At 34.3% G+C, this 23,155-nt stretch carries 15 protein-coding genes and 1 tRNA gene; 2 read left to right on the top strand and 14 right to left on the bottom strand.

The window, feature by feature from the left end:
• The first annotated feature begins 14 nt into the window (after positions 1 to 14).
• Positions 15 to 1,682: a tetratricopeptide repeat protein gene (locus WKT13_RS12480; protein ID WP_340324123.1), complete on the top strand. Its 1,668-nt coding sequence runs from the start codon at positions 15 to 17 to the stop codon at positions 1,680 to 1,682.
• Between the two features lie 260 nt (positions 1,683 to 1,942).
• Positions 1,943 to 2,017, top strand: a tRNA-Arg gene (locus tag WKT13_RS12475).
• 348 nt (positions 2,018 to 2,365) lie between these two features.
• Here WKT13_RS12475 and WKT13_RS12470 read toward each other — a convergent pair.
• From WKT13_RS12470 to WKT13_RS12405, 14 genes are all read right to left on the bottom strand, one after another.
• Entirely contained in the window at positions 2,366 to 3,103 is a 738-nt protein-coding gene (locus tag WKT13_RS12470) for a hypothetical protein (protein ID WP_340324122.1), read from the bottom strand.
• Between the two features lie 12 nt (positions 3,104 to 3,115).
• Positions 3,116 to 3,685, bottom strand: a complete 570-nt coding sequence (locus tag WKT13_RS12465; RefSeq protein ID WP_340324121.1) for a hypothetical protein — start codon at positions 3,683 to 3,685, stop codon at positions 3,116 to 3,118.
• A complete protein-coding gene (locus WKT13_RS12460) occupies positions 3,678 to 7,157 on the bottom strand; it encodes a hypothetical protein (RefSeq protein ID WP_340324120.1) in 3,480 nt (1,159 codons plus the stop codon). The genes WKT13_RS12465 and WKT13_RS12460 overlap by 8 nt, the downstream gene beginning before the upstream one ends.
• Before the next feature lie 13 nt (positions 7,158 to 7,170).
• Positions 7,171 to 8,652, bottom strand: a complete 1,482-nt coding sequence (locus tag WKT13_RS12455; RefSeq protein WP_340324132.1) for a hypothetical protein — start codon at positions 8,650 to 8,652, stop codon at positions 7,171 to 7,173.
• Positions 8,653 to 8,756: 104 nt separating this feature from the next.
• On the bottom strand, positions 8,757 to 9,200 hold the full coding sequence (locus tag WKT13_RS12450) for a hypothetical protein (protein WP_298620850.1): 444 nt from the start codon (positions 9,198 to 9,200) through the stop codon (positions 8,757 to 8,759).
• A 2-nt stretch (positions 9,201 to 9,202) separates the two neighbouring features.
• Entirely contained in the window at positions 9,203 to 10,705 is a 1,503-nt protein-coding gene (locus WKT13_RS12445; RefSeq protein WP_340324119.1) for a hypothetical protein, read from the bottom strand.
• A gap of 1,188 nt (positions 10,706 to 11,893) precedes the next feature.
• Positions 11,894 to 14,320: a TonB-dependent receptor gene (locus WKT13_RS12440; protein ID WP_340324118.1), complete on the bottom strand. Its 2,427-nt coding sequence runs from the start codon at positions 14,318 to 14,320 to the stop codon at positions 11,894 to 11,896.
• A gap of 66 nt (positions 14,321 to 14,386) precedes the next feature.
• The gene (locus tag WKT13_RS12435) at positions 14,387 to 15,379 is read right to left on the bottom strand and encodes a zinc ribbon domain-containing protein (protein WP_340324117.1); all 993 of its coding nucleotides are present in this window, start codon (positions 15,377 to 15,379) and stop codon (positions 14,387 to 14,389) included.
• Entirely contained in the window at positions 15,366 to 17,219 is a 1,854-nt protein-coding gene (locus tag WKT13_RS12430; RefSeq protein ID WP_340324116.1) for a peptidase U32 family protein, read from the bottom strand. Before WKT13_RS12430 ends, WKT13_RS12435 begins: the two co-directional genes overlap by 14 nt.
• A gap of 12 nt (positions 17,220 to 17,231) precedes the next feature.
• Entirely contained in the window at positions 17,232 to 18,149 is a 918-nt protein-coding gene (metA, locus tag WKT13_RS12425) for a homoserine O-acetyltransferase MetA (protein WP_340324115.1), read from the bottom strand.
• A 142-nt stretch (positions 18,150 to 18,291) separates the two neighbouring features.
• On the bottom strand, positions 18,292 to 20,811 hold the full coding sequence (locus tag WKT13_RS12420; protein ID WP_340324114.1) for an ATP-dependent Clp protease ATP-binding subunit: 2,520 nt from the start codon (positions 20,809 to 20,811) through the stop codon (positions 18,292 to 18,294).
• 44 nt (positions 20,812 to 20,855) lie between these two features.
• Positions 20,856 to 21,347, bottom strand: coding sequence for a tetratricopeptide repeat protein (locus WKT13_RS12415; RefSeq protein WP_340324113.1), 492 nt, complete (start codon positions 21,345 to 21,347; stop codon positions 20,856 to 20,858).
• Between the two features lie 101 nt (positions 21,348 to 21,448).
• On the bottom strand, positions 21,449 to 22,729 hold the full coding sequence (locus tag WKT13_RS12410; RefSeq protein ID WP_340324112.1) for a M64 family metallopeptidase: 1,281 nt from the start codon (positions 22,727 to 22,729) through the stop codon (positions 21,449 to 21,451).
• A gap of 11 nt (positions 22,730 to 22,740) precedes the next feature.
• A complete protein-coding gene (locus tag WKT13_RS12405; RefSeq protein WP_340324111.1) occupies positions 22,741 to 23,124 on the bottom strand; it encodes a 2-amino-4-hydroxy-6-hydroxymethyldihydropteridine diphosphokinase in 384 nt (127 codons plus the stop codon).
• Between the last annotated feature and the right edge of the window lie 31 nt (positions 23,125 to 23,155).

Here is a 23,155-nt window from a genome sequence, read left to right as displayed (position 1 = left end):
TCAATAATAAAAATATGAAAAGATTATATTCTATACTAGCCATACTGATGGTGTTTTTTTCTATCAGTGAGGCGCAGCCATCAGTAAAGAAATTAGGAAAATCTATATTTACTCTCACAACATTCGATAAAGACGGTATTATAAAATCGTCTGACACATACGGAGTTTTTGTGGGTTCTGATGGTGAGGCAATAAGTTTATGGACCCCATTCATTCATGCAGACAGCGCAATTGTTATGAACAGTAATGGGGAAATAATGGAAGTAGTATCTATTATTGGTGCTAATGAATTATACAATGTATGTAAATTCAAAGTAAAAGGTAAGACATCTTCTATTGAAATTTCAAAAGCTCCAAGTACGTCCGGCAACAAAATGTGGGTATTATACAACAAAGAAAATAAATTAACAGCCAATGAATGTGAAATAGAGAAAACGGAACCATTCATGGACAAATATACATACTATATACTTTCAATGGAAAATGCGCCGGAATACTCAGGTTGCCCTATTATCAATAAGGATGGAGAACTTACGGGACTATTCCAAAGATCAGGTTCTTCAAACAGCATAAATGCTATTGATGCAAACTTTGTTGACAGCATTAATACAAAAGGATTGTTCATTGGTAATTCCATGTATCATCAGACAGGTATAAGGTTGAATATGCCTAAAGATAAACAAGAAGCACTGATAATGTTGGTAATGGCTAAAGAGCAATGTGATTCAGCTCAATATGTAAAATATGTAGATGATTTTATTCAAAGTTTCCCGACTGAGGTTAATGGATATTCAACTCGAGCAATGAACCTTATAAATGCCGGACGATATGAAGAAGCTGACAATACAATGAAAACAGCTATTGAGAAAGCAGAAGACAAAGCTGATGCACATGCCGAATATTCATCTGTAATATATCAGAAGCTTATTTATAGCCCTGATACGACATACAAGGCATGGACTTTAGATAAAGCCCTAGACGAAATAAAGAAAGCTTACGAAATATCTCCCAAACCAGTATTCAAACATCGTGAAGCACAGATAGTTTATACACAAGGTAATTATCAGACTGCATATGAAATGTTTTTTAATCTTACAAAAGCAGATCTAAAACGCGAAGAACTTTTTTTTGAAGCCGCTCAATGTAAGATACAGCTCAATGCGCCTGATACAGAAGTTATTGAATTGCTTGACAGTGCCGTATCGGCATGTCCCAAGCCTTTGACAAATATTTCTGCTCCGTATGTTCTTGCCCGCGGTCAAATTTATGATAAAATAAAAGAATATCGAAAAGCCCTTGCAGATTACAATGTATATGACACACTGATGCTGGGAAATGCCAGTGATCAATTCTATTATACAAGATTTAAATGTGAAGTTAACATTAAACAATATAAACAGGCTTTAAACGATATTGCACATGCAGCTTACCTGAATCCTCGCGAGCCAATATATCTGGCAGAGATGGGATCTCTACAGCTAAGACTCAACCAGCTTGACGATGCAATAAAATCAGCAGATCTTTGTATAAAAGTATCTCCTGAATTTCCTGATGCATATCTTATCAAAGGTTTAGCACTGATTCACAAAAAGGAAAAGACCAATGGCTTGGAGGTCTTGCAAAAAGCAAAAGAGCTAGGGGATAATAGAGCACAAGAATTGATTGATAAATATAAGAATTAATTAAACACCGATATATTAAAAATGAGAGATCCCAGAAAACTTTCCTGTATAATATGATCTTATAAGAAAGATAGAGAACATCAATGGCAACATCATAAGTTCAATAAATAATATGGGAATATGGTTTATTTAAACTATATTCCCATATATAATGAACCTATTTTAAACTTTAAATGATAGTAAAATTAAAAAATGTGTAAAACTTTTTATTCTAAATTTTCTTATATCATATATTTTTATTATCTTTGCAGCCGAATTAAGGTTTCGTAGCTCAGTTGGATTAGAGCAACAGCCTTCTAAGCTGTGGGTCCTGGGTTCGAATCCCAGCGAAATCACAAAAGGACGAATTTCTTCATGGAGATTCGTCCTTTTGATTATTATATACCTTCCCCAAGATCTATAATTACCATTATACTGTTGGCTTTCAAACAGGAACGGTGTTTATCATGCTCCAAAACTGGCTTTCTAATGATGCAAAATGAACTTTTTGAGGACATGAAATGGACTATTTCAGGACTTAATTTAGACTGTTTTGTAAGACATTATTGACTTTCTTGTTGCGTACTAGAATCCATACCCCTAATATGTCTAAATTCAAGCCCTCAAAGATTATTTTAATTTTACCAATTTTACAAATGGTATCCACACACAATCATGCTATTATCCTAAATACACACAAAAACTCATTTTGTTTTTTTCATAACAAGTCCGTTACCACAATCAATAGTCATATCAGTAAAATCAAGACGGTAAATAAATATTGAATTGTTACCAAAATCACATATAAGTTTTTCCTTATCATAAGTGAATGTTCCTTCTGATATATGGTCATTTTCACGTTCAATAATCTTATTGCCGTCAATCGTTATAATAATATCGAAAAATTCTGCATGAAACTCCCATTGACCTTGAATCCATTCTGGCTCATGATTCACGTCTTCACTACCATCTGATGCACTATAGTCTACATCTGAAGGAACGAACATTGTATAGTCTTCATCACTATATAAGGCCCGATTGCTACTACAACGTATTGCTATACCAACAATAATTATAGAAATTATAATTATAAAAGATAATATTAAAGGTAAACTTCCTTTTTTGTGTTTTTTTTCTTCTGTATAATTTATAAAGTCTATAGTTGTTTTTACATAATAAGCTTGACTTTTTGCAGAAGAATGCCCTTGTGGATTTTCTGTAATTTCTTTTAAAGAATTATTTATATTTGAATCGTTTGTAGCCTCTTCGTTATATATAGCCTTCTCTTTATTTATATGTGTATCAATTTCTTCACCAACCACCATAGTTCTTGTATACACAAAGGGGGTTCCACAACGTGGACATACACAAGAAGTCTCATTGATGAATTCTGGAATATCTTCCTCAAAACGGAATCTACATTTGGGGCATTTTATTTCCATTTGCAAATTTATTTATGCCTTTTTCTCCAACTTTATGATAGCTTTCTGTTCCACTTTCCAAAATTCTCCATCAAAAACAGCAGTACCTTTTTCAATTGTGACAATTTGGTTGGGTATGCCGTTTGTTGAAGAGACTATCTTACATGCAGGTTTTAAGAACTGTGTTGTTGAAATTATCGCTGTAGCAATTGCATCTTTACTTTCAATAACAGAAAACGTGCCACGTTCTTTAGTTTCCACTACAAGCACATAAATTGATTTCCCTATCTGTATATCTTCTGCAAAGTCACTGAAGACACCGTCTGCTGTTGGAGCCGACATATATAAGATAGTTGGACTATTTTGTATATCCCTCTGTTTAATTTCATCCTTTGGGGATGTATCTTCTGTTCTTATATCTAATTCGTGATGCTTATTTAAAATATCAACCTCCTGTATCGTTTTCTTGATAACTTCGACTTCTGACTCTAATTTTTTTATTCTTTTTAAAAGAATGCGCATTTCCTCAATCAATTCACTATTTGGATCTGGTTTCTCTGCCACATTCTCTTTCCTTAATTGTTGAAACGGATTTTTAATCATACAGATTCTCTATAAGATTATTTCGAATTATACCGATAATAGGATAGAAGAATACAGTATCTTCTATTATATCATCATCATTCTTATCATCTACATTCTTATTCATATAAGTCCACCCATTAACAAGATGGTGTTCAATATTTTTATTCATTACTTCACGGAATGTCTGCATAGACTTATTATCAACAAGAAATATATCATTCACATGTATACGTTCACATAATGAAATAAAGAAATCATTATAGGTTTTAACACTATCTATAATTTCGTTGTGAATGTCAGCATTATTCATATCATCATAGGTAAGACATTCTTTAGATATCATTGAGTAATTATATTTCATCGGTGTGTCAAGATTAGACATAAGTCGGTTTAGTTCGTACACACTTTCACATCCAATGCTATCACGTACCTGCATCAACGCTCCACGACATGTTATCTGCTTTGGTTCATCTTTTTCTATAATTACAGAAAAACCATCACTGTCATATTTTTCGTTATATATCATTTCGAAAATAGTCTGCGTTATAAGATTTAAATCTTCCTTATTACCCAAAATGTCAAGCACCTTAGATCCAGTACCACTGAACATCACACTTCTGGGTTTACACAACTGCCGATGATACATAGTTCTTGCCACATAGTATATTATTGTAGCATAGAAATATATGAATATTATCTTTCGTGTATAATCCTCATTCAATTTCTGATTGTAAGAGAATGTATCATTATTCTTTACAATTCTATTTTGTTCTATAGAGAAGAAGAAGGCATTTATATCCTCTGATTTGCGTTTCTCGATAATATCATCAAGAATCCCATTAAGCTCTCCGTATTTATCATCATCATTATTGAAAAGATCTTTAAAATATTTTGCATATTTGATAACCATAGGATTGGTATCTCCATGTGGTATCTCAGAGAACCCATCTCCAAATAACACATTTGCAGCAAAACGGAAAGAAGACAACATTATTGGATGTTTAGTATTAGGCTCAAATATCGCAATATCACTTGAACCGCCTCCAATATCTATGCTTACCACACTTGATGCAGCTCCATGAAATTTATCAGAGCACTTATAATAGTAATAAGGAGCAACAGATTCTGGCATCTTTATGATATTGTTATTATCCGCCTGTATACCAAATACTTCCAAGAATGTCTTAGACCATATTTCTTCCATCTTACGTATCTTACCAATTTTCATACTTAAAGGGTAAAACCACACAAGACGTGTCTTGCTTAAATCTCCGTTTTCGAGGATTATTTTTGTACGCATGAGTAAAGCAAGCTCTGTTATATATGAACGAATACGTTTACTTGATGAGACATCTGCGGCCCATTTCAGATCGGGTATGATTCTATTACCATATCCCACGGATTCTTTCTCATAAATGAATGGTATATTCACATCGCCAAGAGCAACAATATCATCTGCATTTCTTACATCCAAATGTTCGCTTTCAGAAAGTACCGTACGTTGCGGGAAGCCATAGGTTTCATCAATACATTTTGGCAGAAATTCTTGCCTCATTATTGCATCATAAAGAATACTCTCCCCATTATACAACGTTGCGAGAAATCTCTCATGCGCAATAGAATCTATTTTAAGTGGTTCTGGCATATTATTCTCTCTCATATATTCAATATGAGTATTTGTTGTACCAAGATCTACAGCAAAAGTATATGCCTCGTGTCCTTTTATATTTTGTGCCCATTTAGGACAAATTATACCTTCAATATTAGCGGTTGTACCATTACCTTTTATTTCTACCTTAATATAATCAAACAGATCTGTCACTTTATAGTAACTTGTCCCTACACGTTTTTCTGCTTTAAGACTTCTATTACGAATAATGACATTCTCCGCAGAAAGAATATTATTATACTTGTCTTTATAAAAAGACAAAGATATATTATGTTGTTCGAGTCGTCCTAATGCACGGTCAATAAGTTGCACATTGTACTGCTTCAACAACGGACTCTTAATAAATGGGAATATAGACAAAGCAAAGGGAACCGTTATAAAATGTCCACAATCATTCTGCCTGTCGTAACATAAATCTCCATCATTGGATTTAATATAAGTACGTGTGAGCGTTACAAATTTTGTACCATTACTTACAGGAATTCTCAGTATTGCCTTAACGCTTTCTGAAGTTTTCGTCTTAGTATGACGTAATTCAAATCGCTTATAACCGTTGATTTCCTCCCATAAATCACTTACTTTGAAGAACTTGAAGAATATTGGTTTAATCGGTAATACAAAGTCGTTATTATCCGTTTCTGCCGTTCCTACAGATATATTTCCATCAAAAAAACAATCATGATTTGCCGTATAGTCCAATTTTATCAGAACAGGCTGTAAAAAATCGTCATCAGTAAGCCAAGGATATTGATGACGTGTTGCCGGAAGCATACGTTTTTCCGGAGATAAAGCATAATCTTCCGGTTTTATAGTTATAGTATCATCCCAATCACGTGTAACATATCTGAAACTATCTGATTTTGTTGTATTTAAATTATTTTGTAAAACTAAAGGCAAAGTCTCATTAAGCTCAAATGACGGACTTATCAAAAAATCACTTTTACTTATTTCTTTCTGTACATCAATAGGTCTTGCACAATAGAACGGAACATCAAGAGCCTGTATTCCTTCTTCCATTACATCAAAGTTTGATGTAAGAAATACTTTTGCCCTGTCTTTATTTTCCAAATCCAAAGCCTCAGGATTACCAATTTCTTTGACAATTTCTTCACGTGTCCGATCATCAAGCAAAGAGAAATTACGTATTATATAATTATTAACTTCTCTGCAAAGATGTTTCAGTTCTGGATATGCCGTAAACATTGCATATATGTATTTTACAAATGTCTTTTCTCTTACATGTAGTGGACGACATGTTGTAAATATTTTTATGTTCTCTTCAATGGCAATATCGTAATCATCGTTCCCAGCATTAGGAGTTGCCATAAACAGAGTAATAGGTGAAGTTCCACCTATTACATTATTTCCATATATAACAAAATACAACTTCTCAAGTCTGTCGAAATTAAAGGCTGCAGCATCCTGGTTTAGAAACATTTCTATTGTTTCACCAAGAAGTTTATGCTGGCCATCTGTCTTCAAACGCTCTATCTGAGTATATTTATTCCATTCTATTATATGAAACAAATCACTACTATATTCTTTATAATTGAACAATAATTGAGCAATATCCAACGCGTCTGACACCAATTTCTTATCCATCGCCTCACCATTCAAATCTGTGTGTACAGACAGACGCAGGAATGCATTTTTCACCAATTCCATTTGTGCAAAAGGACTTGGTATGGCTGTACGAGGAGTTTGTAGCATTCCTCCATCTGGATCAGATATCATTTCTATCTCATCAGCATTATACTGATCGTTTAGTTGTATCCAACCTTCGCCAGTTGTTTTACTATTATATGATAATATATTGCTCATTGTATCCTAATTCTTAAATAACAGAAATATATTTTTCTTCTATTAGCTTGTCAAGTGTTTCGTTTAGAAGGCAGAAAAGTTTCTGAGGAACATCATTCGTTCCAAATCGTGATGCCTTTACAGCTTTTTGTGAAGCAGAATTCATTGCTGACAGAATCTTTTTATAATCTAGTGGAGATTTCAAAAATCCACTTTTAGGCTGTATATCTGTTATACAATCCTTCAGATTATCCGTATTGAGATTAAATGGTACAAAGCTACGTTGATTTTCTTTCAATTCTTTCAGCCATTGATTATATGCAACATAAAAGTTAGCTGTAATGGTAGTATAGAATGACGTTGACAGAAAAGCATTGGTGATTTCCGGCTTATCCAATGTATATCCATGTCCAATATCTTTTTTCAAATGATTGGTTATATACATATAGGCAATATGAAATTTTATCATCTGCTTGTTTATAAACAATCGCGACTGCATGCCAAGATCCATCAAACTTATTTGTTTTTTATCATAAGCCAGTCCATATTCCTTATATATAGGATTTATAGCTTTTCCGTCAGACGTTATAAGCTGATCATCTGGTATCTGCAGAAAATCCAGAATGGATAATGCACCTATAAATTCCACAATATGAGCATCATTTCTCTGGCCGTTATTACCCGGATCATTGAAATATGGCGTTGAAGGAATTTCATCACCCAAATAATAACATGCGTTTATTTTTGATTCTTGAACATCATTACTGTCATGTTTTATTCCTGTCAGATTGTCATGATAATAATACAAAGCAGACTTTGTCTTAGAAATGAAATCCGCTCGTGAGATAGGACTGTTTTCATCTTGCTGTACATTGAAGTAGGGCAGAACAGTCAATGCTCCAATCTTTGCATCAGTAAGATCACCCCTGTTGGCCTGATTACTATTTCTGGCATTACGTATGTTGTTGACGATAATAGGATAGCCTGCAGCTCCTGTACCTCCAAAAATAGAACTTACTATAAATATTCTATCATCACGCTGAAACACACTGGCAAACTGTCTGAATTCTTCACTGTCTTTGATTTTGTTCAATGCAACACTGCCAATATTGGGATTTCCCACAAAACCAATATTCATCTTTGTTTCCAATTGTGTTTTGGAAAACATCATAGAGCACAATGCCTGATTTGCGGAATCAAGCGTATTATATGATATAAACTCCTGAAATGTCTTTGAACCTACTGCATCAATATTAAACAAAAAAGTATCAGAAAGGGTAGGGCTGTTTGGGACAATATCTTTCAGTGATGATATCTTTACAGAAAAGAAACCTTGTACATTATCATTATCGTCACCATATAAACTTCTATGTATATGTCTGTACCATTTCAGCAGATTTTCCGTACGTTTTAGATCTTCATTTGACCTGTGTGGATCAATTATGATCGGGACAATCTCAGTTGCTATAGGCAGCCCAGATTCATTTAATGGTGTTATACCGGCTGCAAGCTGCATGATTAACGGACGCATTACGCGCGACCCGGTTCCTCCGACTAAGAAAAGAAAAAGTCTCACTTTCTTTATATAATATTATATTGATTGAATACTGTTAATATGAATTACTCTGGTATAGGTGTATGTCTGCAGTTTGTACTCCACCAACGAATTGAAAACGAAGCGACTATGTAAAGAAAACATTCGATAATAATATTTACTGAAGCAAAAGCCGCAAGTTGCTTTGAGAAGTCAATGCCATTATCAGAAAAGACACTCTCCAGATATGGCACATTTATCGCTACCACCAAAATACATGCAATGAAAAGCATAACGAGCCAATGATACCAACGTGAGAAAGACACAGAATTTATGATGTAATAGAATATCGCAGCACATCCCCATGCTATAACCACAGTGGAAATTGAGGCAATAAAATACAAACCGTTGTTATACATCTCATTTGAGAATTGCATTTCGTAATAGAACATCTCAAATGTTCCTGTTGCAAATATCAGAAATAATACTGTAAGAATTATTCCAAAGAACAATATTGTCAGGTGTCTCATTGTTATTGTTTGAATTTTAATTTAAGTGTAAAATAGTAAGGACCTTCCTCTGTATTTCTACTATATGATTCATATATTCCTTTCATAAGATACTTCAATCCGAAAGTTGTACTAGCAAACGTCTGACTACTAAGATCTGAGTCGTTGTCACTTGAAGATTGTTCAATCCATAACGGCAACTCATTTTTCAATCGTATACGGACATCCTGATCAGTACTTATTTTTTTTGTTTCAAGTACTATCACATGTGTTGCGTTCTTCACATATTTCTTTTCAGCAGGAGTTATATATTGCCGATTTATCTTCTTTATTTCCTTTATCTTAATATCATCGTCAGATTCAACAAGATAATTTCTCTTATCAGCAAGATAATCATCATCTATAAACATCCCGTTTAAGTCAACAGCTACAGCAAGTCGCAAAGAAGAAGTACCGTTTGCCGCCTCAATATCCCCGATCTCTATAATCTGGCTGGTCTGGCCTTTTTCAGGCCTATATCTTGCATTAATATCTGGATAACTCATTAAAAGAGAATAGTGCGGATTATATATTTCAGAAGTTTCGAACAAATACTCGTTCTCATATCCATCCATCTCCTTAAACTTACAAAAAGCAGAATATTTATTATCCTGAGTCAAGCGAACGATGTTCTCCTTATTACTTACAATCACAATATAATATGGACGCTCTCCATCATATTTTTTACCTGCTGGTGAATTATAAGAATAATATAATCCACAGAAACTGCTGTTCATCTTTATAATCAGCATTGACTTTTCTTTTACATTTTTCTTGAAAACAGAATTTATCATTCCCTGCGCCTCTGCAAAAACCTTCTGTGGATTTATCCCAGTCATGTTTTTGGTTGAATATATCATATCTGTCACAAGAATACTTATTTCGTTTGCTGCAGTATTGTCGAGTATATCTCTGAATATAGTTGCAAAATCCGTATAGCTTGCATCGCCGATAGATTTTGTCGCCTCAAAAATATTATTGTCTGAAAGAAACTTTCTGACTCCTTGTGGATATTCATTTATTGAACTATTGACCACATATATTTTGTTACGATCCTCATTCGGCAGATTGTTCAGCATTCTCACAATTGCCGCCTTAAAACGTCCATCCCCGTTTGAGGCGTCATAAGGTACCATACTTCCAGAGCGTTCCAGATAGAATTTCGCTGTAAGATACCCGTCTTTGCCAACACCAACAAATTTCACCTCTGTTGCCGGACGCCTATTCTTAAAAAATTCTGTTATATATGTTTTTACTCTATCTGCGTCAATTTTGTCGTTTTCGTAGAAATCATCAAACTCCTGCTCTTTCGAAGTTATATATGATTCTAATTTTTTCCAGTCATCATTATCTATTGTATGATCACTCTCTGCAAGAGTAAGGAGCAGTCGGTTAAACTCTTTCTTATCACTGTTGCCACACCCTATAATGGACATGATGCACACCGTAAGCAAAAGGCATATAATTGGATATATAATATTTTTCATACCTATTATGACGCTATTATAATAAATATAGTTGCAAAAGTAAGAAAAAACACCGACATTATAGGGATATATTTGCATTTTTAGTGTTAAATGTTGCTCATTTATTACAACATGATGACGGACCTTCTTGCGTGGCATACAGACTGTGCACTTACAAAGTTTATTACAAAACAAAATGAAGATTTCCATATTTAAGTCATACTATCCAAAGACAGTTCTGAATATTGCATAATTCTACAGAATCATGGTTTTACCTTTATCATTCGAAACCACCATAAATGCCACAAAACGTCCTAACTGTGTGAGACTACACGGACTGTAACCGCGCAAACATTACATGATGAAAAATACGTGTTGACGCAAACGCATGACCATTGCCGCGTAACATATGTAGCCTCCAGGTGGTTATCAAAGCGTCTGATGTCAACAGGTTTAAAGAAAACCCGGACAGCGGACTTACAGTTTTTCTTGACTTTTTTGACAAACGAAAATCGCAAAAGATATGTGACGGAATGTAAAAAAAAAACATTTCCATGGCAGGTTCCGCCTTGACAATCTTGTCGTATACCATATTATGGAGTGCAGATTAGTTGATCAGATGCTCCGAATGTGCCCGTTTTAGCCTCCGTTTATGCCCGTATCAGGGTGTGATATTGTGCATATCAGGACACTAAACGGACCATACCGCGTGCTGAAACGATGCATTTCGTATGGCGGAAAATCGTTATCTAATGTAAGTTGATGATATACAGATACTTACACAAATTATTTATTCCCCACGTATTTGCGTTCGAAGGAGAGTTTGCACACAAATACTCTCTTATTTTTGAGGGTAGAACAGAAAACTCAGACGAAAAAACGCAACTTGCTTATAATCAGAAAGAACGCGTATTGGTTTCATCCGAACAGAGGCCGACAACGCTTATCTGGGACAGAAGACACAAGTGTTCATTTTGTATCAATCCCAACCGATTTTTTACAGGGCTAATAATACTATGTTTTTACATATGTAATAAATCATTAATAACGGACAACATGTCTTTCCTGTCTGTTATTAATGATTTATTATTATATATTCAAATACATTATTCTTACAAGAATATTCACTTTACATTTTCTGTTTTATAGATAAACAGAAACATTATTTTCACATATCTCACAGATTCTTTTATTGAGCAATATAGAACATCACAGACTCAATCTGACATCAAAACCTATCTGCACAGGGTATCCACGCTGAGCGAAACAATATCTGGTCCCAGTTGCCGAACTGTCTATAGCAAACGTATTGTATCTTGTATTTGTAATGTTCTTACCCCAGAGGGTCAATATGGCATTGCCAATCTTTCCCTCTACACGTGCTCCAATGAGAGCATAAAATGGTTGTGAATAACTGTTTGCCTCATCCCAATATATCTTTCCCTGAGCAGAAAGATTTGCTCCAAATGTAAGCGATTCAATTTTAGAACCCGCCAGATCAAGTCTGTAAGCAATATCCGCACCAACTGTATGAACCGGTATGTAAGGAATTTTTTTGTCTTTATAATCACACTGTATATTTTTCCCGTCAACCTTTATACTGTCTTTGTATTCTTTGAACACAGCGTGTGTAAAACCATAGTTTACAATCCAAGAAAGATGATTATTAAAAGCCTTTCCTCTGACAGTTGCCTCTATGCCACAACTTTGACTTTTCCCTGCATTTACCATCATCCTTCCAAATCCATAGTTGCCAGCCATGACGGAGAGCTGTTGGTTATTTACCTGCATAAGGTATGCGGAGACATCAAAACTTATCGCGTTGTCAGGAAGGTTTATATGTGTACCCACTTCATAGTTCCAGCTCGTTTCTGGTTTATACGCTATAGTCTTATTTATCTTCTCGTAATCTTCATTCGTGTGTGGAACATCGTAATCACCATTCATGGCATTTGACTGATTGTTCATCAACTCAGTCTGCAGAATATCAGAAAACATCTGTATATTGTACCCTCCAGCCCGATATCCTTTGCTAACAGAAATATATAAATTACTATTATTGTTATCCATGCGATATGTAAGTCCAAATTTGGGAAGCAGCTGGCTAAAATTGTCTTTTGCACTGTTAAGTATATGAGAAGACAATGTATAAGTTGCTTCCGAACCCATCACACTGGCTATCATATCCATCTGAGCTGTTGTGTTATATTTTATTTTTGTCTGGCTGAAATCATAACGGAATCCGATTGTTGCATTAAGACGATCGGTTATATTTATATTCGACTCATGAAACAGTCCAAGATTAAAATGCGGTGTGTGGAATATTCCAGGAACAGTCATCGCCATATCCAAAGAAACCCCTCCAGCCTTATCAACAATACTTTTGGCCATCTCCATCGCAATACTCTCCGGCATACCGCCTGCGATCATTTTCTGCGCGATGGACCCAACAATGGCACTATACATCACATTCTGTATCTTGTCAGATATAGGTTTTGTCATAGCTTCTCCAAAATATACCGGAGCATTTGTCTTAAGCCACATGTATGAACCAAACATACCAAAGGTCCATTTCCAACGTATGTCATTCTTACTTTTAATGGTTATTTCCTCGGTTATTGCATTCTGAAACTGTTTTTGTTTAAGGTGCATATAGTCAGCCGGCATGTAATCTTGGTCCATCAGCATGTAATCCTTCAGATATTGATAGGACGTAGTTGCATTTAAATCAAAATTTTCTTCTTTTAATCTGACAGTCAGTCCGGTATTGAAGATATTCCGTCTATAATTATTCTGATAATTTGATGCCGGATCGGCTGTAACAGCCTTATCGGCATCATATAAACCATACGCAAAACCATTTTGTTTTACATACTGATAATCAGCAACAAAATCTAAAAATAAATGACGCCCTGAATCATATACCAGACGAGTCTTACCTCCTGCTTCATTTATTTTATCAGCACGTTCACCAGTCGTAGTATTGCGCAGGAATCCATTACATCCATTATAGAACCCAGCAACAGAAAAAGCAAATCTGTCGTTTATCTTACTATAATGGGCAATCTCAATATTGCGCAAAAAATGTGAGCCAATACTCAATTTTACATCTGTACCGTTATACGACATTGGATTCGGTGTATACAGCCTTATAAGTCCTCCTTCCGTATTCTGTCCATATAATGTACCTTGCGGTCCACGCAAAACATCTATACGCTCGAGTTGATAAGTGTAGAAATTCAGAGCGCTTTTATTTATTATAGGCATACCATCGACATATAAACCAATAGCAGGACTATTTATTCTCGAACCTATGCCTCTGACATAAATAGAAGAGGTAAGACGCGATCCGTAATCGGGCATCGAAAAAGAAGGTGCATATGTTGACAAATCACAAAGACTGTTGACCTTCAGAGAACTCATATCGTTTCTAGAAAACGAAGAAGAGCTGAGCGCCTGCATCCTTAGACGATAATTTTCTTTTGGTTGTGACACAACAACGATTTCGTCTATATCAAAAATACGTGATGTATCTAATACCTCAGGTTTGTTCTTGATATCAAATACAACTTTTGCATTCACTGAGAAGCCTGTAATGCAGAAAAAAGCCATTACAGATAGTCTGTTTATATTCATCGGTCCCATTTTGTGTGCAAAGTTATGCCTTTTAATACACACTCACAATCCTTATTTATTAGGATGTTATTCATTCATGGTACCGCAATACGGGCATCTTCCTTTCTCATGCAGTCCTGCACCACAATTTCCACAAATATAATAGCGACTACTGTATCTAAAATAACGATATAACGCAAATACCGCATAGACAAGAAACAATATATAACCTACATAATACAAGGTCGTTATACTGAAGATAATATAGTTTATGGCACATACTCCTATAAGTCCGCTCAAATAGTGGGTAGCTTCACCAAATGGCAACTTATGAAAAACCTCGTCAACAGCAGCTAAAGCAATAATAATAATTAACCAAACTGCACAAAGAAATATAGAAAGTGCTGGTGGCTGTACAAACGGATTAAGACTTGGATGAAAATAAAAATGTTTCCACATTTCTGGAGCAAACATCTGTATACTGGAATAGAATGTCGCAGAGAGTGCAACAATCAACGCCAAAAGGGTAGGATAGAACGAAGGAATATCATTGAAATGGACGACCTTCGCATTTATCTTGAATATTAGATGAAAAACATAACTTGCCGCTATTATGCCTATAATTATAAGAAAAATAATCAGATGGGTATCAGAGAATGTTGAGATGAACTGCGAAATAGGATCATCAGGCCCAACTCCTGAAAGAAGAACATGTTCATGAGTCCACCCAAATGTAAACTGATCACGTGCGACCTGAATCCACACAGAATCAATCCTGTCATCTGGTATGGTCTTAGTATCAACAACTACAATATTATCATGTTTGTTTATCACTATTGTGTCATTATTAACAACCATATCAGCAGAAGGAAGTTGTTTGTATAATACAATAGAGTCTGCCTTGACGACAAAATTGTAATTTCTTGAGTAATGATGTGTTTTTAAAAACGATATGGAATCGAGCTGTTTTTCGCTATAGACAGCCGGTGAATCATTTGTTCTGGTCCTATTATGGTAACATCCAGCCATAACAAGACAGAATATGAATATGATTATATCAGTAAATTTATTTTTCAGCATAGATTTTCATTTGACAATTTATGCAATCAAATTTTAAACGGAATTTTCTATCGTCATTAAGAACAAGATAGAGTGGCTCTTTCCATGGGGCTTTTTTGCCTTTTTGTTTGGTACAATATCCCATTTCATATCTAATACAATAACGACATGTCATTATCTGTGTGCAATCTACATCATGTCTTATAGTTTCAAAAGCATCAGGAGCATCCTTAGGTCCTATTTCATCATATAATCGACGCGCAAACTTATTGGCAACATTTGCCGCATTTATATCTTCAGCATTAATATTGGTATCCGTATCCTCATGTAAAATACGGGATAGAGAACCTCTATTCTGTGACAACATAAATTGATTAGAAAATTTATCTAAGGTTCTACGTCTTAATTCAACAAGAATACTTGAAGGAATGAATCGTGTTTCTGTAGCAGAAGTAATAATTATTTCATCAGCAACGTATGGAGTATTTCCAAGTTTACTAAGTTGCCGTTTCATATTCTCCTCCTGTGATTTCTGGGCTTTATCAGAATTATAGCTCATACGTTCTATTACGATGTGTCCGTCATTATCCTTTATCATCAGCTCAACATAGTCTTGTGCCGCAGATAAAATCATATTTATACTTATCTTTCTATTAGCAGTGCTGGCAGACATCATATTCTCGAATAATTGATCATTATTCCTATATAATGCCATATGAGGTTTCAAACTCACAGGCATCTTCAAAGGAAACAGGCGATTATTCAACACCTTATTTACTCTAAAGCCTTCAAGTTGTTGTTTATCATTAATAAAACAAAGTCCATCGCCATTACTAAATGCGTTAGTACCAGATACACTAAACGAATTCTGCCTAACTTCTTTAACCTTACCAACAAATTCACCAATTGCCTTTGGCGTATTGACAGATGCCAGTCCTTCTTTCCGCCCGAAAAGGAAATAGTCAGTAAAACCTCGATTGAATGTTTTATTTAAATCCGATTTGAAAGAGCACACAGACTTTCCGGCAGAAGATCTTTTATATTTATCTGGGTATAATGAGATTATACGGTCAAGTTCCTGACTATATGCCGCAACAACATTCTTCACATAACTTACATTCTTCAGCCGTCCTTCAATCTTTAATGATGTTGCTCCAGCATCAAGCAGTTCTTTCAAACTGTGAATTCTACACATATCTTTAAGAGATAACATATACTTTCCTTTTTGTACAGTTTTATCAGCACTATCTCTAAGATCAAACTTCAATCTGCAGAACTGCGCACAATTACCTCTGTTGGCACTACGATGGAAACAATATTCTGAAGCATAACATGCTCCAGAATAACTCACACAAAGAGCTCCATGAACAAAAACCTCCAACTCGATATCGGGTATAGCTTTATGGATAGCACTGATTTCTTTCAAAGAAAGTTCTCTTGCAAGAACAACTCTGCTGAAACCAAGCTTTTTCAACCATTCTACCTTTTTTATATTCCTATTATCCGTCTGAGTGCTGGCGTGCAATATTATTCTACTTTTGATATTACCGCATATTTTCAATATCGCCATATCCTGCACCAATATTGCATCAACACCAATATCTTGCAATTGTCTTATAAGACTCTCGACACGGTCGATCTCGTCGTCATATATAATTGTATTTATTGTCACATAAACCTTCACATTATATTGATGTGCATAATGGCATAATTGCTCTATATCTTCTATAGAATTTCCAGCAGCGACACGTGCACCAAAACTATTCGCTCCAATATACACAGCATCTGCTCCATGATCAATAGCAGCTATACCACATTCAAGATTCTTTGCGGGTGCCAACAATTCAATCTCTCTTATCATTACAGCGTAATATTATTTGATTTTGCTTATATCGTATGGTGTTTCTTGGTATATATAATAGTTAATCCAATTACTAAATAGCAAATTGGCATGAGCACGCCAAGTCACTAGAGGAGAATTTGCCGGATTATTATTTATATAATAATTTAATGGCATCTCAACATCATCACGCTTACCTAAATCGCGTTTATATTCAGTGTCTAAAGTATTAGGAGCATATTCAAAATGTCCGGTTATGAAAAATTCCCGTCCATTGCGTGCCATAACAATACTGACACCACTTTCTTCTGATTCAGCCAGCAGAGTAAGCTCTTTGTGTGCTATTATATCTTCTCTTCTAATTTCCGTATGTCTACTATGAGGCATAAAAAATAAATCGTCAAATCCCCTGAATATTGGCTGTTTAAGATCAAGCGGATGTTGTTGAAATACTCCGAACATTTTTTTCTGAAGTGGATATTTCGGAATGCCATAATGATAATATAAACCAGCTTGAGCAGCCCAACATATATAAATAGTACTTGTAACATGTGTACGCGCCCATGAGAATATCTTAGTTATTTCTTCCCAATAATAAACATCTTCATATTCCATATGTTCTATTGGTGCTCCTGTTATGATCATTCCGTCAAATTTCTCTTTTTCCAACAAATCAAAATCTTTATAGAACATCATCATGTGTTCGATTGGAGTATTCTTCGGTGTGTGACTTTTGAGCTTCATAAAGAATATCTCCATTTGTAATGGTGTATTTGACAGAAGACGAATAAGATCCGTTTCCGTAGTTATCTTAATGGGCATTAAATTTAATATAATTATCCTCAGTGGACGAATATCCTGTTGGGTTGCCCTCGAATTATCCATTACAAAAATATTCTCTTTCTTGAGGATTTCTATTGCAGGAAGTTTGTCTGGTAATCTTAGAGGCATTGTGTGACTTTTTAATAATAATAGATGCAAAGATACAGAATAAAAATGAAAAGAAGCATGTCTTTTATTATCATTGAACATTTTACAAAAAAAAGCCCGTCTGTATGAAATCCAGGCGGGCTTTTCGCATATATAATAATATTTATTGACAAGTAAAAGTCAGTTCTTCTTTTCTGGTGTCTTTTTCAATAATTATAGTTTCACTATTTTTTATTTCCTCAGAAAGAATCTTTTCACACAACGGATTTTCAATATAATTCTGTATTGCCCGTTTTAAAGGACGTGCTCCAAACTGGCTGTCATAACCTTTTGATGCGATAAAGTCTTTGGCTTCATTTGTAATATCTATCGAATATCCAAGCTCTTTAATTCTTTCAAACAATCTTGTTAATTCTATATCTATAATATTCCGTATTGCATCTCTATTTAACTGGTCGAATGTCACGATTTCATCAATTCTGTTTAAAAATTCAGGAGTAAACTGCTTACTCATATATTTTTTTATTATACTTCTAGAGTGTTCTTTCTGTGCAGTTTCACCTTCGGTACTATTTGGAGAATTGAATCCAATGGATTTTCCAAATTCTCTTAACTGACGAGTTCCAGAGTTAGAAGTCATTATGATTATTGTATTCCTAAAATCAACTGTTCTACCATTACCATCAGTAAGTCGCCCATCGTCAAATACTTGTAAAAGCATATTGAAAACATTACTATGAGCTTTTTCTATTTCATCCAATAACACAATAGAGTAGGGATGACGTCTTACTTTTTCTGTCAACTGACCGCCACTTTCATATCCAACATATCCTGGAGGCGCCCCCACAAGGCGTGATGTGTTGAAACTTTCAGAATACTCACTCATATCTATTCGTATAAGAGACTTCTGTGTTCCAAACATCATCTCGGCCAGTTTTTTTGCAAGATATGTTTTACCAACTCCAGTTGGTCCCAAAAACATAAATACACCGATCGGTTTGTTAGGATCTCTCATACCAATACGATTACGTTTTATGCATTTTACAATCTTATCTACAGCATCATCCTGACCAATAATTTGTTTTTTCAATTCGCTATCCATATCACGCAGCCTACATCCTTCTGACTGTTCAATACGTTGTACAGGAATTCCAGTCATGATAGAAACAACCTCTGCAACGTCTTTTTCTGTAACCGTTTCTCTCTGCAGATTACATGTCTCTGTCCATTTTTCGTTTAATGTTTGGAGTTCTTTTTCTAGTTGTGTCTGCTTATCTCTTAAAGAAGCTGCTTTTTCAAAATTCTGATCAGATACTGCTTGTCTCTTTTCTTCCTCTATAGATTTAATTTCCTTCTCTTTCTCAATAATCGATGGAGGAATCTTAGCATTCTTAATTTGTACCTTAGACCCGACTTCATCAAGAGCATCTATTGCTTTATCTGGAAAAGAACGCTCGGTAACATATCGTTCTGTCAGTTTTACACAAGCTTTGATAGCATCGTCTGTGTAATTCACATTATGATGTTGCTCATAACGATCCTTGATATTTTTTAATATGTCTAAAGTTTGTTCATAAGTTGTCGGCTCAATAAGTACTTTTTGGAAACGTCGTTCTAACGCACCATCTTTCTCTATACTGTTACGATATTCATCAAGCGTAGTAGCTCCAATACATTGTATGACACCTCTAGCAAGAGCCGGCTTCATAATATTGGCAGCGTCCATACTTCCAGGAGTACTTCCAGCTCCAATAAGAGTATGTATCTCATCAATAAATACGATTATATCAGGATTCTCTTCTATTTCTTTTAACAAAGCCTGTATACGTTCTTCAAACTGTCCTCGATATTTTGTACCGGCAACAATGGCTGTCATATTCAGACTTACAATACGTTTATTATATAAAATAGGTGACGTATGCCGCTTCGCTATCATCTGGGCAAGTCCTTCGGCAATTGCACTTTTACCAACGCCAGGTTCACCTATTAGTATAGGATTATTTTTCTTTCTTCGACAAAGAATTTCAACAACTCTCTGTATTTCTTTCTCACGTCCAACAACCATATCCAATTTCCCTTCTTTGGCCGCTTGTGTGAGATCTGTTGAGAAATTATTTAATATTGGAGTTTTGCTATATTTTTTTTGTGCGGTATCAATTGTTTTCCCATCACCCTTTGAATTGATATTCTCTGGAATATCTTCTTCGTCATTAGAGAGTTCAATTCCATTCGTAATATGATTTTTCTGTTGCATATACGTTATCACATCTTTATAGAAAATTTTATTATTTTCTAAAACTTCCTTTGCTCCATTGTTTGAACGGTCATGCAATATAGCCAAAACGATATGATTTGTATCTACTAACATATTATGCTGTAGACGAGCTTCAAGAACTGCTAGTTTCAAAATATTATTAGACATTTCATTTAAATTCAGTTCTTCCGAGTTATTTGTATCTATATTTATAGATTGGTTCATTATAAGTCTTTTCTCCAACTCATTTATTACAGAACTAACCTTTATATTTGTATGTAAAAATAATTCTATCAGGATACTATTATTTTGTTTCAGTATGCCTAATAACAAATGTTCTGGACCGATTTGGCTACTTGATAAGCGAATAGCTTCTTCCTTGCTAATTTCAAGAATCTTGGCAATATCAGTTGAAAATTGGTTCATCATATTTTATACTTTAAATAAATAAAAACAAGCAAAGATCATGCCAATTAATGACGATCTTTATATTCTTGTATCATATTATTAATTTGAATAATACGTTGTATTTTATCATGAGGAATTCCAAAATGTTTATAATAAGCAAGTGAACTTTGAAAATAATCATATGCAATATCCTTGTAATTTTTGTTCATATAACACATAGCTAACTTATATAATATATCTGCTTTTTCGTTATCATAACAAATGTTGATTGTTTTTTCATAAAAAGGAACTGCCTCATTGTATTTATTCTGTATAAAATAACTTTCTGCTAAACAATAATAATATACAGCCTGTTCATGAGGAGCCAAAATATTAAGATCATTAATTATTTCTTCAAGGAACTTACAAGCATTCTTATAATCCCAGTCATAATAATAACAAACACCCAAATATGCCTTGAATCTCGGATTCAAGGCATATTTTTTATTTAAATCTTGTAATAATAATAGCGCCTCGTGATATTTCCTTCCTTGAAAATATTCAATCGCTCTTTCCAATTTCTTTATATCATCATGTTTTATATCCTGAGCAACAATACAAATGTGAAAACAAACTAAAAGAAAAGAGATTACTATATACCGTTTAATTTGCATTATACTTATTCCGTATAGAAATTTATAATATCAGCAATAGATTTTTTGCAGATTTCACAGAATTCTGTAGTTTCGTTTGTACGCATCCGACATTCTTGCTGTCCACGGAACACACCATGCATACTATATCCAGCTCCCTCATATAATCCAATCTTATTAATGTTCTCGGTAGTAGGGGGAGTTGGTACCAAAACCTTCTCACCTATTAGATTTTCCCATTTCCCATGAAAATCAACCATTGTTGTAATATTACGTTCCCATGGTTCTATATCATGTGGATACATTGGAATATCTTCTGTTTCATAAGCATATTCATCTGCAAGCCCAGCAAAACTATGCCCAAACTCATGTACAACAACTGGTTTAAACTTATCATGATGTGTCATGGATAAATTATACGAATTTAAAATACCACCACCTCCATATTTGTTTGTATTCACAAGCACAATAATATGTTCATACGGCGTTCCTGCCAATAAATCATGCATATCTTTTATATTAAGTGTTGTCAAATAGCGATCGCTATAAAACGTATCAAAATGACTGTTTAAGGCAGTACTTTTCCAAATGCCAGACGAAGGTTCACTACATCCACTCTCTTCTGATGGAGACATAACTGCTATTACATTGAACTTCGATTTTAGGCTCTTAAAAGGTTCGTGTTCAAATATAGCATTATTAGCAATCTGAGCATCATTTAAAAACATATGCATTTCGTCTTTTGTATATCCTTCTGCAAGAAATGCAATATGTATGCAATGAGTTGTATCTTCAGCCTGAGATAATGTTGTATATGGAGTAATATTTTTAAATCCGATTTGTTTTATTAAAATATCTTCCGGATCCACAGTATGTGTAAAAGATTTTATTATTTCCCTACGATTATTTCTAAGGTCAATAGTTATATTTACCTTATGTTTGGGCATAGGTACAAGAAAAACATTCTCAAATGAACGTACATTATTTTTCGCATCGTCATACGACAACCATTCCTGAAATAATGTGGAAAATGAATTCTTGTATAATATTTTTCCATTTTTGTAATCCTTAACAGTGATCTGCCCATTTCCTTCGATAGGCAATTCCGTCAATCGAGTTTTCTTACCATACCATTTGGGCATAACATTAAGTCTATCGACAGCAATTGACTGAGAATTAATATTTCCGGAAAAAATATAATCAATTCTTAATGTACTGTCCTTAAAATTTTCAGTAAAACTCTGTGCGCAAAGTTTATTTATTACGCATGTTAATATTATGATAAATATAAAAATCTTCTTTTCCATATATATAAAATTTATAATTCTTTTAACAATTCACGAATATACAATCTTTCCCAATCGAGTATATGAAATTTAGTGTTTCCATACAATAACAGATCCAAATCAATCTTAACAATACCTTGGTTGTGCTCCTCATGAGAAGAACCACATGAAATTTCAATCTGTTTTAATATATCTATAATCTCATCTACTTTTAAATTTGTCTCTGCTATTCCCAAACAGTTTAAAAACTGTTCTGATGTAATATCTATTGGATTTGTCCATATTGCAGATGAATATTTCATATCTTGAAAATAGTCATTCAGTTTTTTTTTTGCGTAATTTATATTTTTGCACTGTTCCGTATTCGATCCAATAGAAACAATTATTCTTACGTTGTCATCTGATCCATTTTTCATTTTCAATACATTTCTGAAATAAATAATCATT

Source organism: Prevotella sp. HCN-7019 (assembly GCF_037890215.1).
Lineage (GTDB): Bacteria > Bacteroidota > Bacteroidia > Bacteroidales > Bacteroidaceae > Prevotella.
The sequence above is the reverse complement of the archived record's forward strand: the minus strand, read 5'-3'. Positions and strand labels throughout refer to the sequence as shown.